The organism is Paenibacillus sophorae (genome assembly GCF_018966525.1).
Lineage (GTDB): Bacteria > Bacillota > Bacilli > Paenibacillales > Paenibacillaceae > Paenibacillus_AQ > Paenibacillus_AQ sophorae.
Map to the genome: position 1 here is coordinate 5,201,430 of NZ_CP076607.1, position 17,208 is coordinate 5,218,637.

Consider the following 17,208-nt stretch of genomic DNA (forward strand, 5'->3'; position numbering starts at 1 on the left):
CCGGGAGATGGACTTCCGAAAACCTCAGTAGGAAGCCCCGGCACGGGTCCGTTATCCTGTAAGCGGCCAGACCTTCCGGTCTGGCAAGTAGAGTGGTACCGCGAGAACACAAGTCCTCGTCTCTTTTTGAGACGTGGGCTTTTTCTATTTTCAGAAGGAGGCCATGAGGATGTTAAGCCAGATTATTCAAAAAGAGATTGAGCAAAGCGTCAAACGTGTCATGGAACGTCTTGGTTTAGAGATTCCCGAAGAACTGTCCGTGGCTGTAGAGCAGCCAATGAACCCGGAGCACGGCGATTATTCAAGCAATATTGCTATGCAGCTTGCCAAGAAATTGCGTAAACCGCCGCTTGTCATTGCGCAGCTGATTCAGGAGGAATTGAAGTCCACGGGTCTGGCGGAGGGTCTGCTGGAAAAGGCGGAAACGGCGGCTCCCGGCTTTCTCAATGTTCATATCTGCTGGAACGCGTGGGCCCAGCGAGATTTCGCTACGCCTCCGGCGCCGGAGGAAAAAGTGGTCATCGAGCATACGTCGGTCAATCCGAACAAATCGATGCATATCGGCCATCTGCGGAATTCCTGCATCGGCGACACGCTCGTCCGCATGCTAAGAAGAATCGGTTATACGGTCGAGGTCCATAATTATATCGACGATCTGGGGAACCAACTGGCGGATACCGTCGTCGGTCTGCTTAATGTGCCTTTGAGCGGAGAGCATGTGCGCTTCGGCGATTACTGCTGGGACATTTACTCGGCAATCAACAAGGAGTATGCGGTGAATCCGGAAATGGCGGCCAAACGCGCCGAAACGCTGCATGAGCTGGAAGAAGGTACGGGGAATATCCCCTGGCTCGGCAGCCTGGCCGCTGAACGGATCGTTCGGGAACATATCGCTGAAATGAAGCCGTTCGGCATCGAATACGATTTGCTGGTCTGGGAAAGCAGTATTGTCAGGGAAGGGTTCTGGACGGCGGCATTTAAGCGGCTGCGGCAGACGCCTCTTTTTTACCAGGAAACCGAGGGGAAGCTTGCGGACTGTTGGGTGCTAAAGCAGGGAACGGAACAGGGGCTGCAGGATTCAGAGCATATCACGGATAAGGTGCTGGTGCGCTCGAACGGGATTTTGACGTATACGGCCAAGGATATTGCTTACCATCTCTGGAAATTCGGGCTGTTGGACAAGGATTTCACCTATAAAAGATTCGAAGAGAGCTTGTTTACAACGGTAAACGGAGGAGAACACCTGCCGCTCGGCAGGGCCGATGTCGTCATTAATGTCATTGATTCGAGGCAGGAGTATCCCCAGAATATGGTCAAAGAGGCGCTGCGGGCGCTGGGATATTCCGCTCAGGCAGAAAAGCTCTATCATGCGGGTTACGGTGTTGTTTCCCTAAGTCCCGCTTCCGCTGCCGATCTTGGCATCGACATTTCGGACGGCAAAGCCTCTTACGCTATGTCCGGGCGCCAAGGCATCGGCATAAAAGTGAGTGATCTGATCGGCCTTGTGGAGGACAGCATTGAGCAGAACCGCGCCGATAAAAGCGGACTCCCCAGCCGCACGATCGCTATCGCCGCCATACGCTACTACCTGCTGCGTTTCAATCTCGGAACCGAGGTAGTGTTCGATCTGCGCCAGGCGACGGAAATATCCGGCAATACCGGCGTGTATTTGATGTACTCCTATGCGCGTGCGATCAGCGTTCTGGCCAAAGCGGCGGATATGACTCTGGATATGGCATCAGAAGCTTGTATACCGGACCATATGGAAAAAGCCGAGGCCGCGCTGCTGCGGCACATCGCCTTTTGGCCGGACACGCTCTATGCGGCGGGACGGGATCTAGCCCCGAACGGTATCTGCGGTTACGCGCACACGCTTGCCACCCTGTTCAACAATTTTTACTCCGCCTGCCCGATCCTGAAGGCCGAGCCGGAGCGGCTGCGCTTCAGACTGTGGCTGGCGCGGAAATTCGCCGATACGCTGAAGGACGCGCTTGACGTATTGGGCCTGCCTGCGCCGGACCGGTTGTAAGGTGGAGAGCTGACTGCGATGCCAATGCTCCCGATGCTCATGCTTCGACGAACCTTCGGGGGTTCTCATCCCTGTACGCAAAAAACCTTCCCGAAGGAAGGTTTTGTACGTCCCAAGAGGGATTCGAACCCCCGACCGTGCGCTTAGAAGGCGCATGCTCTATCCAGCTGAGCTATTGGGACACAAGGTATGTATTGCAACAACGTTAATTATTATATAACGGTTGTGCTGGGGAGATCAAGTTTTGAGTACGTTACAATTCTTCGAAAATAGTATTATTTTGTTATAATTACTTCTACTAGAATCAACTTACTTTCTTATATTTCTGAATAATAAAGGTGTGATAACAATAAACAAAACTCAGGAAATCTCCCGGTTCTATGAAATTGTAGGCAGCAATATCCGCAAACATCGTAACATTGGACAATTGAGCTTGCAGGCTCTAGGAGACGCTCTCGGACTAACGAAGAAGACCATTCAGCGGTACGAAACCGGAGAGATTAAAGTGGATATGGACCGGCTGAGCGAGATTGCTGTAGCTCTGAACGTTGAGTTTGCCGCGCTGCTTGAAGGAACGGAGACGATGCTGGGCGCAGAGCCGCGTGTGGCCGAGCTAGTACAGCTGCCTGTTGCGGGAAAGCTTTCTTTTCACAACGATGATCTCCAGGTTCGCGAAATTAAAGGCTATGAAGCTACACCAAAGGATTGGATTAAGGAAGGCGAATGTTTTTATCTTCAGGCAAGGGACGATAGTATGTCTTCGGCCGGCATTGCCGAGGGTGATCTTCTGCTGATTCAGAAACAAGACAAGGTGGCAGACGGCGAAATTGCCGTCGTGCTGGTTAACGGCGAGCCGGTGCTTCGGCGGGTGTACTGTCAGGGTGATCATTTTATTCTTTTATCCGATAACGTTAAGCTTTCTCCCATAATACGTGAAGCTCGAGCAAGTTACGGCTCCGAAATTAGATTTGTTGGAAGAGTGCTGAAATCCATTGCTACTTATTAAATTTCTAAGGAGGCAGCTAACCATGAGTGAAGCCATGTTCGAACGGATTTTAAATGAACTGAAGGAGATTAAAACAGAACAGCAGGAAATGAAAGCACAGCAGCAGGAAATGCGTGCAGAACAGCAGGAAATGCGTGCAGAACAACAGGAAATGCGTGCAGAGCAGCAGGAAATGAGAGCTGAGCAACGGGAGTTCAAGCAGGCCCTTTTCGAGACACTGGAAACGGTAAAGCGCATTGAGACGGCACAGCAAGCATTCGAACAGAAAACGAACAAGCGCATCGATACACTGGAATCCGGTATGGATCTTCTTAATCGCCGCCAGTTTAAGCTAGAGGTTGAAATGGAAATGCTAAAGAGCCACTGATCGTCACCTGCTTATTTTACAGACCATTTAAGGGAGTGTCCTATAGTCTCTACATGGCCGAATAGAAACACTCCCTTATTCTTGTTCATTTCCGATTGGCTTATGAATAGTCCCGAAATCGCAGCCCTAGCTGTTTTTTCAAATCCCCGAAAATCAGCAATTCCCGTTGAAATTTATCCCGTTCCTCCTCCGGGCTCATGACCGGGCTGCCTGTAAATGCGCTTGAAGTCACATCGACAAAGGCGTCATGCATATTATTGTCATACCAATCGCTGGCCGTGTCGGCGTCATTGGTCAAAATACGGACAATTTCGTACCCCTCTTCCCGGTTGTCTTCCACAATATAGACCAAAAGCGCGGAGTCGCCCACGGCTCCCGGCAGTACCCCCACTTCGGCGCATGGCGCCCCGTCATATTTAAGCATTCTGCGTATTTTCGCATCCTTAATATAATACATCGGTCATCCTTCCTTCCAAGCCAAATTTCCCCCTCTCTAGTGTTCGGATAAGGACATACATTTTATGCCTTCCTTCGGCATATATCTGTATTAATTGGCAAAAAGATAGGGACACAGCAATTAACGACCCACACAAGAGAGGATGAACCGTCATGTGCGGAATAACCGGATTTATCAAGTGGCGCGGAGATCTGACGCAACATTCCGGGCTGCTGGTAAAAATGACTGAAACCTTGGCGAATCGCGGTCCGGATGCGGCGGGTACTTGGATTTCGGGCCCCATTGCTTTCGGACACCGCAGACTCAGCGTAATCGATCCCGAGAACGGCGCACAACCGATGATTGCCCGCCATGAAGACCAGGTCTATGCAATTGTCTATAATGGAGAATTATATAATGCCCCCGAATTAAAAAATGAACTGAAGCAGCGGGGCCATGAGTTCCGTACCCAATGCGACACCGAGGTGCTGCTGCATGCTTATATCGAGTGGGGACCGGATTGTGCGGAAAAGCTGAACGGTATCTTCGCTTTTGCCGTCTGGGACAGTCTGCGCGAGCAGGTATTCTTCGCTCGCGACCGGCTAGGCGTGAAACCGCTGTTCTTCAGCAAGGCGGACGATACGCTCATCTTTGGTTCGGAGCCGAAGGCGCTGCTCCAGCATCCCAAGGTCCGCCCGGTCGTGGGACCGGAAGGACTTGCGGAGATTTTTATAGTCGGTCCGGCCCGGACGCCGGGACATGGCGTATACAAGGATATGTCGGAGCTACGCCCCGGCCATGCCATGATTTACAGCCGTGAAGGCCTGCGGAGCTATGCCTATTGGACCCTGGAAAGCTCTCCCCATACGGACAGTCCGGAGGAGACAGCCGCCAAGGTACGGGAACTGCTGCAGGATACACTGGAGCGTCAACTTGTCTCTGATGTACCCGTCTGCTCCCTGCTCTCCGGCGGTCTGGATTCGAGCGCGCTGTCTGCACTTGCCGTGGATTATTATAAACGTACCGGCCAAGGACAGATGGACACCTATTCGGTCGACTATGTCGACAACGACAAATATTTTAAAAGCCATTCCTTTCAGCCCGGAGCTGACGGTCCCTGGATCAAACGGATGGTCGATGAACTGGGGACCCGCCATCATTATGTGCAATTCGACACGGATGAGCTGGTGGAGGCGCTGGACAATGCGCTCTTCTCCCGCGATCTGCCGGGCATGACGGATGTCGATTCATCGCTGTATTTATTCTGCCGGGAAATTAAAAAAGGGGCAACGGTGGCGATTTCCGGTGAAGCGGCTGACGAAATATTCGGCGGGTATCCCTGGTTTCACCGCGAAGAAATGCTGTCCTCGGGAACTTTCCCGTGGGCGGTCGCTCCCAAAATGCGGGCCGGTCTGCTCTCACCCGAGATCCGGGAATGGATTCGTCCGCTCGAATATTTGGGCGATCGTTATAGCGACGCGGTAGCGGAGACGCCTAAGCTTGAAGGCGAAACCGGTAAGCAGGCGCAGATGCGGGTCATGTCCTATCTCAATATCACTCGGTTTATGCCGACTCTACTGGACCGGAAGGACCGAATGAGCATGGGTGTCGGTCTTGAAGTACGCGTCCCTTATTGCGATCATCGGCTCGTTCAATACGTGTGGAATATTCCCTGGGAAATTAAAACCGTCGGTGACCGGGAAAAAGGGATCTTGCGCAAGGCGCTTGAAGGCGTACTGCCGGAGGATGTGCTGTACCGTAAAAAAAGCCCTTACCCCAAGACGCATAATCCCGGCTATCTGAATGCCGTTCGGCAGCAGGCGCTGAGCATTCTTGACGATCCGTCTTCTCCTATTCTGCCTTTGATCGATTCCGCAAAAATTCGGGAAATTGCGGCATCGCCGGAGTCCTCCAGCAATCTTCCCTGGTTCGGACAGTTGATGTCCGGCCCGCAGCTGTTCGCTTATCTGTCCCAGGTCAATCTCTGGCTCCGCACCTATAATATTTCCATTGAGTAACTAGCGATTAGCCAGTATATAACGAGCCGAGGCGTTTTAAGCACCTAAATTCCAACAGTTCTGCCCGCAGGAAGCTATCCAATTCATAGCGGTCTGCGGGTTTTATGATTATCCTTAAAAAGCGTGATATTTGCCGTATCCTTGCACAATGCCTTGCTCCCATTATAGGGATAGATCACTCTATATAAAGGAGTAGGTAATCATGAATCCCCGCCTGTCCTCCAACCAAAGGCAGAGCAACAGTAAACTAATCCTGTTTCTGTTCGTCGCCTTTGGCTTTAGCTGGGCCTGCTGGCTGCCGCTGCTTGCGAACAAACAGCTCGCGGCCGATCTCCCCGTCCTCCCCGGGCAATTCTATCTCGGTTCTTTCGGACCGCTTGTCGGAGCCGTAGCCGCGGAGATTACGCCTGGCGGCAAAGGATTCTCCGCATGGATCAAGACGCTGTTTTCATTTTCATTTCCGCGAAGGTGGCTGCTGATTTCATCCGGCCTTCCGCTCACTTACGGGTGTATTGCCATCCTGGCCCATCGCCTCGTTACCGGCAGCTTTCCGGAAATGCACCGGTTCGGGCTTACCTCCGACCTTCCCGCCGGTTTCAATATCTGGGAAACCTCGCTTGTCTGGATGCTGACCTTCGGCATCGGCGAGGAGAGCGGCTGGCGCGGGTTTCTTCTGCCTGAACTGCACCGCCGTCACGCTTTATTCACCTCGGCTCTAATAGTAGCCGCCATCTGGATGTTTTGGCATCTGCCCGCATTCTGGTTTAACGATAATTATCTCGGCATGGGCTTCGGCATCATCGGCTGGGGAATCAGCCTGGCTTACGGTTCCGTTGTCCTCGCCTGGATCTGCGCAGGAAGCCGCTGGAGTATCATCCCGGTTATACTCTGGCATGGCATTTTCGATACCCTTACAGCCAGCGATCTGGCTGGACAAGTCATGGCGATGGCATGCAGCATGCTGGTCATTCTTCACGGTATTGTTCTGATGAGGAAGCTGGGCCGCCGCGGCGCCCAGCCATGAAATGAACTATCCCCTAATAAGCAAAAGGACGCCTTCGGCAGCTGCGGAAAGCGGCTGGAGGCACCCTTTTCATCGAAATCAATTTGGATAGGCCGAAAGCGGCCTTCTAGAAATTGAAATTATCCGGGTCTGGACCATAGCGATGGTTCTTGTTCAGCCCTTCAATGGCCAGAACATCTTCATCGCTGAGCGTAAAGTCAAAAATGCCGGCGTTCTCACGGATACGATCGGCATGAACCGACTTCGGAATCGTAATGACGCCCTGCTGGATATCCCAGCGGAGAACGACTTGGGCAGGCGTTTTTCCGTATTTCTGCGCGAGGTCCTGCAGCAGCGGAATGTCCAGATTGCCCTGCAGCAGCGGGCTCCAGGCTTCCAGTTGAATATTCTGCTCACGGCAGTATTTCAGCAGCTCGCGCTGAGTCAGCAGCGGATGGAATTCCACCTGATTCGCCACAGGCACGACACCGGTGTCGTCAATGATGCTGTTCAGATGATGAGTCTGAAAATTGCTGACGCCGATCGATTTGACATAGCCCTCTTTTTGCAAATGAACAAGCGCTTTCCATGTCTCGCGGAACTTATCCTTAACCGGCCAGTGGATCAGATACAAGTCGATAACATCCAGGCCAAGTTTCTTGCGGCTCGACTCGCAGGCCTTCAAGGTCTGCTCATATCCTTGTTCATTATTGAATACTTTGGTGGTAATAAACAGTTCCTCACGCGGCACCCCGGATTCCCGGATGGCTTGCCCCACGCCTTCTTCGTTCTTGTAAGCAGAGGCCGTATCAATGCTGCGGTAGCCGATTTCTATCGCCGATTTGACCGCATGGATAACTTCATCGCCATCCTTGGTCTGCCATACACCAAGTCCCAGCCACGGCATTGTTACTCCATCACTTAAAGTAGGTCCGCCTGTAAACGGTCCATTCAACTGACTCATCTCTACTCCCTCCAGATTCGAATATGGATTGGATTATACAAAAATGTTTAACCGCCTATACTGCCGTCTAAGCAGAATTACCAAAATTAAGTATAGCAGATTCATTCTCGGCAAAACAAAATACAGCTCACCATATCAACCAAATTTATGCGAACCCAAAAAAATTAAGCGCTTTCCAAATATTAAAAAACGGAGCCTTCGCTCCGTTATTACAGCAAGTATTTCACCGGCTCGGCTGTTTCCAGCAGAACCCGCCGCTATCCCTCCGACTTATCGATCAGCCGAAAATCGTCATAGTGGAAGCCCGGAGCCACGACGCAGGATACAAGGACCGGCTCGTCTCCGAGCGGTCTCGCGGCCTGCCATACGCCGGCGGGTATGAGCGCCTGTGGCTGCTGGCCCGCAGCGATATCAAGACCCAGCACGATTTCCTGCACATCACCGGGACGTTCTCCATTTCCTCCAAGGCTTAACACAAGGGGGCTGCCGGCATGCCACAGCCAATGCTCATCCGACAGGACGGTATGCCACTCGGATATCTCGCCCGGATGCAGCAGAAAATAGATCGTTGATGCCGCAGGACGGGGACCGGAGTAGTCTTCGCCCAGGAGATCCCGGGGAATTTGAACAGATGATTTCCAGATTTCCTTAAACCAGCCGCCCTCGACATGACGCTCAAGGCCAAGCAGTTCCACAAAAGGCGAAAGTTCTTTTTGTGCCACGTTCTTCTCTCCTTACGATATGTTCCCGCTGGTTCCGCTCCCAGGAATCCCGAAGTGAAGAATGGGACAACAAAGAGGGACACAGCACGGATCTAGTGTTGGTGCCCGTGTCCCCTACTTTAGCCGAAAACGGCTCAATTGTAAAATGAAACCCGTTAGATTATTTGTCCTTACCAGCCTTGAACACGTCGGCCATCGCCCCCAAGCTTCCGAGCGTTCTGACGACGTCAGTCGGCAGGAATACCTTGTTAGCCGGTCCTTTGGAGATCTCTCCCAAAGCTTCGAAAGACTGATACGCAAGCACCTGCTCATCCAGACCCGCGCTTCTGATGAGCTCAATCCGCAGCTTTTCCGCCTCCGCCACTGACTGAATCGCCTTGGCCTGGCCGAGCGCCTCCAGCTCCTGCGCTTGACGCAGGCCTTCCGCCTGATGAATCCGTGCTTCCCTGTCACCCTCTGCCTTCAGGATTTTACTCTGTTTATCCCCCTCCGCGCGCAGAATCATATCCTGTCTGGCCGCTTCCGCCTCCAGCACAATCGCCCGCTTGTTCCGCTCCGCCTTCATCTGCTTATCCATCGCTTCCTGAATGTCCACCGGCGGCTTGATATCGATCACTTCGACCCGCTCAATCCGCACGCCCCATTTCTCCGTCGCTTCATCGAGAGCGAGGCGGATTTCTGTCGATATTTTCTCCCGACCGGACAGCGTCTCGTCAAGCTCCAGCTTGCCGATAATCTGCCGCATCGTGGCTGTGCTGATGTTCCTCACTCCGTATACATAGTCGGAAATGCCATAGGTTGCTTCTTCCGGGCCCACCACCTGATAGAAAATAATCGTATCGATCTGCACCTGTACATTATCCTTCGTGATCACCGTCTGCGGAGGCACATTCGTCTGCTGAATCCGCAGATCATGATAGGTCCGCACGTGGTCGATAATCGGAATCAGAATGTTCAGACCCGGCGTCAGCAGCCGGTGAAATTTACCGAGCCGTTCGACGATGCCTACTCGCTGCTGCGGAACGATTTTGACCGTAAGCGCGATAAATGCGATCACCACAACCAAGATAACTCCAATAATCGCCAATTCCATTCTCTTATACCTCCCAACGTTCTACTTCAATGATGGTATTTCCTCTGCTGATGACTCTAACCTTCTCATCCACACTCAATTGCTGCAACGATGCAGCACTCCAAATATCTCCCCCGACCTTGACCTGCCCGTATCTGCCCGGCTCGATCGGCCTAACGACGATTCCCTCTCTGCCGACAATATCGGTGCCGATGTCCTTGAAGCCCTGCGAAGCGCGGAACCTTGACACCACCGGTTTCGAGAACAGGGTCAGCCCAAGCGCAACCAAACAACCGGTCAGTACTTGAATCAGTACCGCGCCCGGTGCGGCAAGCGATACAAGACCGGCGGCAACAGCGCCAATGCACAACCACAGCAGATAAAAAGTGAGCGTCAGCATTTCGGCGACCAGCAATATGCCGGCGGCGATAAACCAGATGATCCAGACCATCAAACGTCACCTTCTTTTTCGCTTTATATTAACAATAACGAAAAGAAATCTTCTGCGTTGCATCTTTTTGCATAGCAATTAACAACCGCTATACTCATTGTATTTCTACCGGGGCGGCGTTATGATGACAGCTGGATTCTTCATCGTTCGCACGGCTTGACCAATATACTGATAGATGGCGCGGAACAAAAACAACCCCAGATCTGAATGGACTGACACGCCATTCAGATCTGGGGTCATGCTTGTTAAAACTTTAATTCATAGTGGCGCGGTCGCCCTGCGCGGCCAATTTCTCCGTCAGGAGCCGTAGCGCCATCCCCCTGTGACTGACCGACTGCTTCTCTTCGAGCGTAAGCTCAGCCATCGTCTTCTCAAATTCCGGAAGATAGAACAAGGGGTCGTAACCGAAGCCTCCACCGCCTGCCGGTTCGGAAGTAATCCAGCCTTCCACGGCGCCTTCAGCCGTAAGCTCCGTAGCCGTGGACGGATCGTACAGCGACAGCGCGCAGACAAACCTTGCCGTGCTGAGAAGCGGTTGTCCGGTATCCTCGCCCTGCTTCAATCTCTCCAGCTCGCTGAGCAGCTTCAGGTTGTTTTCCTTGTCCGACGACCCTTCGCCTGCATAGCGGGCAGAATAAACACCGGGACGTCCGCCAAGCGCATCCACACAGAGTCCTGAATCGTCGGCAAGCACAGGCAGCCCGAGCGCTTCACCAATTTGCTTCGATTTTTTCAGCGCATTCTCCGCGAAGGTCGTTCCATCCTCCACTACGTCCGGCAGCTCCGGATAATCGAACATACTCTTTACCGTCAGACCAAGCGGCCTAAAAGCATGCTGAAATTCGCGAACCTTGCCGGCATTTTTAGTTGCGACAATAAGAATACCGGTTTCGGAGTTCATGCTAAACCCTTTGACCGGTCTGGCCGGATGGAATTTTGATCGCGATCGGTCCAAGGGCTTCTTTTTGGGCGGCAATCAGTTCAAGAATCCCTTGTTCGGCCAGACCTAGCAGATGATCCAGTTCTTTTCGCGAGAAGGGCCGTTCTTCCCCGGTTCCCTGCAGTTCGACGAATTCGCCGCCTCCGGTCATTACGACGTTCATGTCAACATTGGCTTTGGAATCCTCTTCATAATTCAGATCCAGCAGCGGGCGGTCCCCCACAATACCAACGCTGATCGCCGCCAGATAATCGGTTATGGGGAACACGGTGAGACGGTGCTGCGTTACAATTTTGTTAACGGCAAACGCCAGGGCGATAAAAGAACCCGTAATCGACGCGGTTCGCGTGCCACCGTCCGCTTGAATAACGTCGCAATCCAGCGTAATATTCCGTTCGCCCAGCGCCTGCAGATTGACTACGGAACGAAGAGCCCGGCCAATGAGTCGCTGGATTTCCATGGTGCGTCCGGTCAGCTTTCCGCGTGCAGCCTCACGCTGGTTACGCGATTGCGTCGCCCGCGGCAGCATGGAATACTCCGCTGTCACCCAGCCTTTCCCCTGTCCTTTCAGAAAAGGAGGGACTTTCTCCTCCACAGTGGCCGTACAAATGACCTTGGTGTCCCCCATCTCAATAAGAACAGAGCCTTCGGCATATTTATTGATTTGGGTCGTAATCTTCAGCGGCCGGAGCCCATCGTCGTTTCGCCCATTTGATCTCATTTTGTCTGCCTCCTACATTTGTATAGCGTAAGCTTCGTTTAAGCATCCTTTATTCTACCAAAGTGCAGGCGCAAAAGCATCTTTTTCGGCCTGGTGGCTAGGCAGCGTCCGGGCGCAATCAGGGCTCTCCTTCGTACGCAGCGTTCACGGAGCATAAGACTTTTAGAAAAATATCAAGTAATAGTTAAGTTATCCCTTAGAGCGGGAGTTCATTCACATATTGCGGCGCCGATACGGGCTTACCGTAATCGACATTGTCGGTACCGGTAACCGTCTGCTTGCCGTTCATGCGGACCTGGACCATGGCATCGTCCGAGTTCTGGGCAATCGTGAGTACTACGGACTCCAGCAGTTCGGCGGGAACCTGGCTGCCGTCATCGAACATATCGTCGTTCAGCGATACCGTGACTACCCCGTTCTGTCCTTTCTCGACGGAATCCAGCGACGTCTCTGAGGTCATTACCGTTTCCAGACCATTCTCGGAATCGGGTCCCTCAATCAACTCGTTCAGCGCTGCTTTGAGCGGGTCCTGTCCCGGCGTTACAAAGCGGGTTACCGGAACATAATACTGGACACCGCCCGGCGAAGCTGCCGAGAAATAAACGGTAACCGTACTGAAATTCATTGAAACCGGACCTTGAGATGGCAGATTAATTCCTATGCTGCGGGTTAGCGGACGGTCGAGCGGCGTTCCCTTAAGCGGCATCTCATCCAGCTTTTTACCGTCAACCCACAGCTGCACTCCCGTAATTCCTTCCTGGCCGGTCAGCGTCCAAGTAACGGCCTCCATCAGTTTCCGTTCGTCAGACGGAGCATAAGTGCCGAATTTGCCGCCAAACTCGGCGACGGCCAGATTATGGTCAACCGTTACATTTTTAACTTCTGTGCCTTGTGGCAGGACACCATGGAAACCGTCGGGCAGATCTGCGGCGTAGGCTCCACCGTCAACTAACGCTTCAAGCGACTGCTTCAGCGCACCGTCTTTGCCTGATGCAGGAAAAGTGAGCGCTACGGGAGCAAGCAGGCCGTTATCATTCTGCAAAAATACGGTCGTGCGGGCAGCTGTCGAATCGTTTTCGCCTTTAGACGCCGAATTCCCGCTTCCGGCTGCAGCGTTATTTGCCGCGGCGCCTGAATCAGCAGCGCCCCCGCCTGAGTCGCTGCCGCTTACTCCATTGTCTGCACTTTCCTCCGCAAAAGGTGCGAATACTCCGGTATCCAGCGTATTCCCGCTCGTCTGCAGCATTTGCTCCTCCACGTCGCTAGGCGGAGGGTCAATGGCAGCCGATTGGTCTGAGCCGAACCAGCCGCAGCCGGACAGCGCTAGTGGAAATGCCAGCAGGCAGGCCGCGGAAGCCAAGGCAAGTTTTTGCTTATTTTTCATTTGGATTTGCCCCTTTCAAGGTTATCGATACGGTTTGTACTGTTATGTATACGAGCCCCCCGGCTAAAAAATAACAACAGCTTATCCTAAAATAGCGAGTGTCTGCTGGTCACTGCAACCTCCGGTCCTCACCCGCCAAAGCTGGCGAATTCCGAATAAGTCTCCTCTTCTGGACAAATACTTCCTGTGAACGTACAATTTGACTACGGCTGGTATGGAGATCCATGCCAGCCGGTCAGAGGTCCAATCAACGACATTTTTAGCGGGGTGACTTAACATGGACGATGTGAAAATTCCTTACAGTCTGAACAGCAAAGCCGTCGCACAGGCAACGAGGGCCTGGCTTCACACACGCGGTGTAAAGATTGAAGAGATTGCGGAACTTGTCCTGCTGCTTCAGCAGAAATATTACCCTTCATTAACCATGGAGGAATGCGTTCACAATATCGAGAGGGTGCTCAGCAAGCGGGAAATACAAAATGCCGTGCTGACCGGTATTCAGCTCGATCTGCTGGCGGAAGAAGGCAAGCTGCTTCCCCCGCTTCAGGAAATGATTGAAAATGACGAAAGTCTTTACGGGGTTGATGAGATACTGGCCTTCTCCATTGTCAATGTATATGGCAGCATCGGCTTTACCAATTACGGCTATATCGACAAGCTGAAGCCTCCCGGCGTTCTGGAAAGGCTGAACGACAAAAGCGACGGGAAAGTGCACACCTTCCTGGATGACATCGTCGGGGCCATTGCTGCCGCGGCCAGCAGCCGGATTGCCCACCGCAAGCAGGCCGAGCGTGAGAAAGAGTTGGGACTTCCGCATGAACCGGAGGATAGCGAGGAGACGTCCAATACCTTGGACGCGGAGAAGATGCAGCGGAATAACGAAGCTTGAATAATTTCTCACAGATAGCGTCCAACTTTCTTATTGACGGCAGTCCATTGCTGCTTTATCCGGAAGCTGGGTTTCGGAATTTTTACGTTCTGATATATTAAAAGAAACAGCCGGCGGAATCTTTCTTTCGCCGGCTGTTTTGCAAAGAGAACAGCTATGTTTTTATTGAATAAAAGAGGATCTTTCCATCCTCTCCTCCAATGCCGCTCATCTGCTCAGCTCCTGTCTCCAGTTTCTGTTCATCTACGGACGAGTCCCTACAAAAATCATGCGCGGCGAGGTTTCGGCCTCATATTTCTCCTCATCGTAGCTTCCGTGCACCGCTTCGATCGAGAGACCGGCATCCTCGATTAGATCGCGGAATTTCTCCAGCGAATACAACTTCACCCGCTCATGGTATTGTCGCGGGGTTCCATCCAATTTGGACGTTAAAATGATATCTTTCTTTACATAACCGTTCTCGATCCGCCGCTTCTCGTCAATCAGATTGTCTCCGTCTTCCCGGGTGGAATGCGGTACCAAATGGGTAATCACATAGGAAGGATTAAGGAAATCGATGATGAACTTTCCTCCCGGCTTCAGCATCCGCCGAATTTCCCGCAGAACCTTCAGATGCTCTTCGTCCTCTTCAAAGTAACCAAAGGATGTGAAGAGATTGACTACTGCATCAAAGCCGCCCTCAAGCGGCAGCTCCCGCATGTCGGACCGGACCCAGGCGACCCGTTCTGCGCCTTCCTGGGCGCGTGCCTCGCGCAGCAGCGCTTCCGAGAGGTCGATTCCGGTGACCTCGTAGCCCGCTTCCGCGAGCGCCAGCGAATGCCGTCCCATGCCGCAGCACAGGTCCAGCACTTTGGCTTTGGCCGGCAGGCCAAGCCAGCCGATCATCCGCTCGACTTCCCTCCGCGCCCCTCCGAAATCCCGATGCCTATATACAATCAGATAGTCCTCTCCAAAGCTTTTCTCATACCATTCGCCCATGTCCTGTCTCCTCCCGCATGTCCGTTTTCATTTATCCCGTCTATGTTTTTGCAAATGTACCGATTATTTTACCCTCTTTTGCCGGTAAACTCAAAGCTGCAAGTCACTCGCGCTTCATGAAATATAACGATAATCTATGAGTCATTCGACACCCGGTCGCGCGGCAGATTGCCGCTTTCCGTACATAAAAGGGACCGATTCGCAAGGAAAAGCTTATCCCGTGAATCAGTCCCTTAGTTCTTGAGTTAATATTTTATCCATTGTTGCTTCAGCCCTGCCTTTGTTAGGAGCCGCTTACCAGCTTTCACCATCTTCTCACACCGCGTTCTGGGCCTGCTGTTGTTCTTCCAGCAACCATTCTACCAACAGGGCTTCCGGCACATTGTCTTTACTGGTCTCGGCATATTCTCGGACACGCACCAGCAGTCTTGCTGCCGTATCCGGGTCCACTTCCAGCCCCCGCTTACCAAGTACAAGAGCGACGCCACCCGTCCCGGAGTGCTTGCCGAGTACGAAACTATGCTCTCTGCCGACTTCAGCAGGGTTAAAGGTCTGGTAGGTCTCCCTATCCTTCACCAGTCCGTCCACATGAATACCCGATTCATGTGTGAACGCCATCTTTCCTACAATCGGCTTGGAATCTCCGACGCTGCGGCCCGAAGCCGTGATCACCATATCGGCAATCAGCTGGAGCAATTCGGCCCGGATGTCACTATGGCCGCCGTACAAATAACGCCAGGCCAGCGCAACCTCCTCCATCGCCGCATTGCCTGTTCGCTCACCAATTCCCGCGACTGTCGTACTCGCCCACGTCGCTCCGGCGGCGATGCCGCTCAGTGTATTCGCGACAGCCAAACCGAAATCGTTATGGCAGTGCACTTCAAGTTCCACATCGGACGGTACAGCTCCAAGCAGCGTACTTATCCGCCCAGCCATCTGACCGGGATGATGCGCGGAAACCGTATCCGCATAACGGAACCAGCGAATACCGCCTTCCTTATATAGCGAATTGACCAATTCCACAAGAAAACTCATGTCCGCGCGAGACGAATCTTCCATACCGACCGACACGGCCATACCCAGCCCACGCGCATATTCCACCGCGCGAAGCAGCTTGGCTAATCCTTCGGCGGGCGAAAGCCCAAGCTTGCCCCTAAGCTGAACTTCGGAGACGGGAATAGAAATATGACACCACTTTACTCCCGTCGCCAAAGCCTTGTCGATATCGCTTTTGAGTGCACGGTTCCAAGTCATCAGCTTCATGGGAAGTCCGAGGGCGGCAATCGCCGCAATATCCTCCTGTTCCCGAATCCCCATAGCCGGAATACCGATCTCCGCTTGCTCTACACCGCACTCCGACAGCAATCTTGCGATTTCCAGCTTTTCCGCCCTCGTGAATGATACTCCAGCCGCCTGTTCGCCATCCCTTAGAGTTGTGTCACATAGCTTGAGACTTTTCACGGTTTACCTCCTTCTCCGCAGCAAGCGCAATTCGGATTACGGGCAAGTCGGACACTGTAGGTGCTAAAGTCAAGTGAGTTAAAGCGATGCATAATGCCGGTATAGGCCGGCCCTACCCTTGTAATCCATTTTACGGCTTCCAGCGCAGCCAGGCAACCCGCAATACCGGAGGTTGCGCCCAGAACTGGAAATCCAAAAGGTTCCCACTGAGGCTGGTTGTCGGGATAAAGACATTCCAGACAAGGCGTCTCTCCTGGAACCATTGTTGTCAAAGATATTTCAAAGCCGTACATCGCCGATTCCACCATCGGCTTGCCGGCTTCTACGCAGAGTCGATTCAATACGTACCGCTCCGGAAAATCATAACGGGCGTCGATAACGATATCGGCGCTCTCAACCCAAGACTTTGCCTTGTCGTACTCGATCTTGGAATTGTAACCCTCGATTTCCATCTCGGGATTGAGCCGCCGCAAATGCTCTACGGCCGTGCTCATCCGCTCCATTCCCAAGTGTTCGCTATCCATTAGAATCTGGCGGTTCAGGTCCGGCAAGAGAATTTTCCCTTCATGCGCGAGAATCAATTTACCGACTCCTGCAGCCGCCAAATAAATCGCTGCCGTACCACCCAGACCGCCGATACCGGCGATCATTACCGTCGCTTCTTTCAGCGCTTTCTGTCCGTTCTCTCCCAGCAGCTTCAACTGCCGTGCATACCGCTCCTGTTCCAGCAAGCCGATCGACCCTTGCTCCATCGCATTATACCTCCG

General features: G+C 52.8%; 17 protein-coding genes, 1 tRNA gene and 1 other annotated feature (1 of these 19 cut by a window edge). Of the genes, 6 read left to right on the top strand and 12 right to left on the bottom strand.

Going from position 1 to position 17,208, the window contains the following annotated elements; genetic code table 11:
* Positions 1-127: a binding site (T-box leader), on the top strand; it begins 92 nt to the left of the window's first position.
* Between the two features lie 42 nt (positions 128-169).
* Complete coding sequence (locus tag KP014_RS25200) at positions 170-2,029, top strand: arginine--tRNA ligase (protein WP_090834300.1); 1,860 nt, start codon at positions 170-172, stop codon at positions 2,027-2,029.
* Positions 2,030-2,137: 108 nt separating this feature from the next.
* Here the strand turns inward: KP014_RS25200 and KP014_RS25205 are convergent.
* Positions 2,138-2,211 (bottom strand) — tRNA-Arg (locus tag KP014_RS25205).
* A gap of 158 nt (positions 2,212-2,369) precedes the next feature.
* Between KP014_RS25205 and KP014_RS25210 the strand changes: the two genes are divergently transcribed.
* Both KP014_RS25210 and KP014_RS25215 read left to right on the top strand, forming a co-directional pair.
* Positions 2,370-3,035 (top strand): LexA family protein, encoded by a 666-nt coding sequence (locus tag KP014_RS25210; protein WP_246590581.1) that lies wholly within the window; start codon positions 2,370-2,372, stop codon positions 3,033-3,035.
* A 22-nt stretch (positions 3,036-3,057) separates the two neighbouring features.
* Complete coding sequence (locus tag KP014_RS25215) at positions 3,058-3,402, top strand: hypothetical protein (RefSeq protein WP_051500367.1); 345 nt, start codon at positions 3,058-3,060, stop codon at positions 3,400-3,402.
* 100 nt (positions 3,403-3,502) lie between these two features.
* Here the strand turns inward: KP014_RS25215 and KP014_RS25220 are convergent, their stop codons facing one another.
* Positions 3,503-3,859: a hypothetical protein gene (locus KP014_RS25220; RefSeq protein ID WP_036599288.1), complete on the bottom strand. Its 357-nt coding sequence runs from the start codon at positions 3,857-3,859 to the stop codon at positions 3,503-3,505.
* Positions 3,860-4,011: 152 nt separating this feature from the next.
* On the opposite strand from KP014_RS25220, the gene asnB reads away from it, so the two are divergent.
* A complete protein-coding gene (gene asnB, locus KP014_RS25225) occupies positions 4,012-5,856 on the top strand; it encodes an asparagine synthase (glutamine-hydrolyzing) (protein WP_036599287.1) in 1,845 nt (614 codons plus the stop codon).
* A gap of 202 nt (positions 5,857-6,058) precedes the next feature.
* A complete protein-coding gene (locus KP014_RS25230) occupies positions 6,059-6,880 on the top strand; it encodes a type II CAAX endopeptidase family protein (protein ID WP_051500366.1) in 822 nt (273 codons plus the stop codon).
* A 106-nt stretch (positions 6,881-6,986) separates the two neighbouring features.
* Here the strand turns inward: KP014_RS25230 and KP014_RS25235 are convergent, their stop codons facing one another.
* From KP014_RS25235 to KP014_RS25265, 7 genes are all read right to left on the bottom strand, one after another.
* A complete protein-coding gene (locus tag KP014_RS25235; RefSeq protein WP_090834299.1) occupies positions 6,987-7,823 on the bottom strand; it encodes an aldo/keto reductase in 837 nt (278 codons plus the stop codon).
* Positions 7,824-8,080: 257 nt separating this feature from the next.
* A complete protein-coding gene (locus KP014_RS25240) occupies positions 8,081-8,545 on the bottom strand; it encodes a cupin domain-containing protein (RefSeq protein ID WP_090834298.1) in 465 nt (154 codons plus the stop codon).
* A 160-nt stretch (positions 8,546-8,705) separates the two neighbouring features.
* On the bottom strand, positions 8,706-9,638 hold the full coding sequence (locus tag KP014_RS25245) for an SPFH domain-containing protein (protein ID WP_036598270.1): 933 nt from the start codon (positions 9,636-9,638) through the stop codon (positions 8,706-8,708).
* A gap of 4 nt (positions 9,639-9,642) precedes the next feature.
* Positions 9,643-10,068, bottom strand: coding sequence for an NfeD family protein (locus tag KP014_RS25250; RefSeq protein WP_036598268.1), 426 nt, complete (start codon positions 10,066-10,068; stop codon positions 9,643-9,645).
* 253 nt (positions 10,069-10,321) lie between these two features.
* Complete coding sequence (locus KP014_RS25255; protein WP_036598266.1) at positions 10,322-10,969, bottom strand: XTP/dITP diphosphatase; 648 nt, start codon at positions 10,967-10,969, stop codon at positions 10,322-10,324.
* Position 10,970: 1 nt separating this feature from the next.
* Positions 10,971-11,729, bottom strand: coding sequence for a ribonuclease PH (rph, locus tag KP014_RS25260; RefSeq protein ID WP_036598265.1), 759 nt, complete (start codon positions 11,727-11,729; stop codon positions 10,971-10,973).
* Positions 11,730-11,925: 196 nt separating this feature from the next.
* Positions 11,926-13,113, bottom strand: a complete 1,188-nt coding sequence (locus KP014_RS25265; RefSeq protein WP_036598263.1) for a GerMN domain-containing protein — start codon at positions 13,111-13,113, stop codon at positions 11,926-11,928.
* Positions 13,114-13,390: 277 nt separating this feature from the next.
* Between KP014_RS25265 and KP014_RS25270 the strand changes: the two genes are divergently transcribed.
* The gene (locus KP014_RS25270; protein WP_051500300.1) at positions 13,391-14,002 is read left to right on the top strand and encodes a phosphatidylglycerophosphatase A family protein; all 612 of its coding nucleotides are present in this window, start codon (positions 13,391-13,393) and stop codon (positions 14,000-14,002) included.
* Positions 14,003-14,245: 243 nt separating this feature from the next.
* Here the strand turns inward: KP014_RS25270 and KP014_RS25275 are convergent, their stop codons facing one another.
* The 3 genes from KP014_RS25275 to KP014_RS25285 form a co-directional block, all read right to left on the bottom strand.
* On the bottom strand, positions 14,246-14,980 hold the full coding sequence (locus KP014_RS25275; RefSeq protein ID WP_036598261.1) for a class I SAM-dependent methyltransferase: 735 nt from the start codon (positions 14,978-14,980) through the stop codon (positions 14,246-14,248).
* A gap of 315 nt (positions 14,981-15,295) precedes the next feature.
* A complete protein-coding gene (locus tag KP014_RS25280) occupies positions 15,296-16,441 on the bottom strand; it encodes a homocitrate synthase/isopropylmalate synthase family protein (RefSeq protein WP_036598259.1) in 1,146 nt (381 codons plus the stop codon).
* Positions 16,438-17,193 carry a HesA/MoeB/ThiF family protein gene (locus tag KP014_RS25285; protein ID WP_036598257.1) on the bottom strand — a complete coding sequence of 252 codons (756 nt, stop codon included), beginning with the start codon at positions 17,191-17,193 and terminating at the stop codon, positions 16,438-16,440. Before KP014_RS25285 ends, KP014_RS25280 begins: the two co-directional genes overlap by 4 nt.
* Positions 17,194-17,208 lie beyond the last annotated feature (15 nt).

Excerpts from the sequence above, each read along its gene's own strand:
- KP014_RS25200 (WP_090834300.1), top strand. The coding sequence starts at position 170 with ATGTTAAGCCAGATTATTCAAAAAGAGATTGAGCAAAGCGTCAAACGT.
- KP014_RS25215 (WP_051500367.1), top strand. The coding sequence starts at position 3,058 with ATGAGTGAAGCCATGTTCGAACGGATTTTAAATGAACTGAAGGAGATT.
- KP014_RS25220 (WP_036599288.1), bottom strand. The coding sequence starts at position 3,859 with ATGTATTATATTAAGGATGCGAAAATACGCAGAATGCTTAAATATGAC.
- asnB (WP_036599287.1), top strand. The coding sequence starts at position 4,012 with ATGTGCGGAATAACCGGATTTATCAAGTGGCGCGGAGATCTGACGCAA.
- KP014_RS25230 (WP_051500366.1), top strand. The coding sequence starts at position 6,059 with ATGAATCCCCGCCTGTCCTCCAACCAAAGGCAGAGCAACAGTAAACTA.
- KP014_RS25235 (WP_090834299.1), bottom strand. The coding sequence starts at position 7,823 with ATGAGTCAGTTGAATGGACCGTTTACAGGCGGACCTACTTTAAGTGAT.
- KP014_RS25245 (WP_036598270.1), bottom strand. The coding sequence starts at position 9,638 with ATGGAATTGGCGATTATTGGAGTTATCTTGGTTGTGGTGATCGCATTT.
- KP014_RS25250 (WP_036598268.1), bottom strand. The coding sequence starts at position 10,068 with ATGGTCTGGATCATCTGGTTTATCGCCGCCGGCATATTGCTGGTCGCC.
- KP014_RS25255 (WP_036598266.1), bottom strand. The coding sequence starts at position 10,969 with ATGAACTCCGAAACCGGTATTCTTATTGTCGCAACTAAAAATGCCGGC.
- rph (WP_036598265.1), bottom strand. The coding sequence starts at position 11,729 with ATGAGATCAAATGGGCGAAACGACGATGGGCTCCGGCCGCTGAAGATT.
- KP014_RS25265 (WP_036598263.1), bottom strand. The coding sequence starts at position 13,113 with ATGAAAAATAAGCAAAAACTTGCCTTGGCTTCCGCGGCCTGCCTGCTG.
- KP014_RS25270 (WP_051500300.1), top strand. The coding sequence starts at position 13,391 with ATGGACGATGTGAAAATTCCTTACAGTCTGAACAGCAAAGCCGTCGCA.
- KP014_RS25275 (WP_036598261.1), bottom strand. The coding sequence starts at position 14,980 with ATGGGCGAATGGTATGAGAAAAGCTTTGGAGAGGACTATCTGATTGTA.
- KP014_RS25285 (WP_036598257.1), bottom strand. The coding sequence starts at position 17,193 with ATGGAGCAAGGGTCGATCGGCTTGCTGGAACAGGAGCGGTATGCACGG.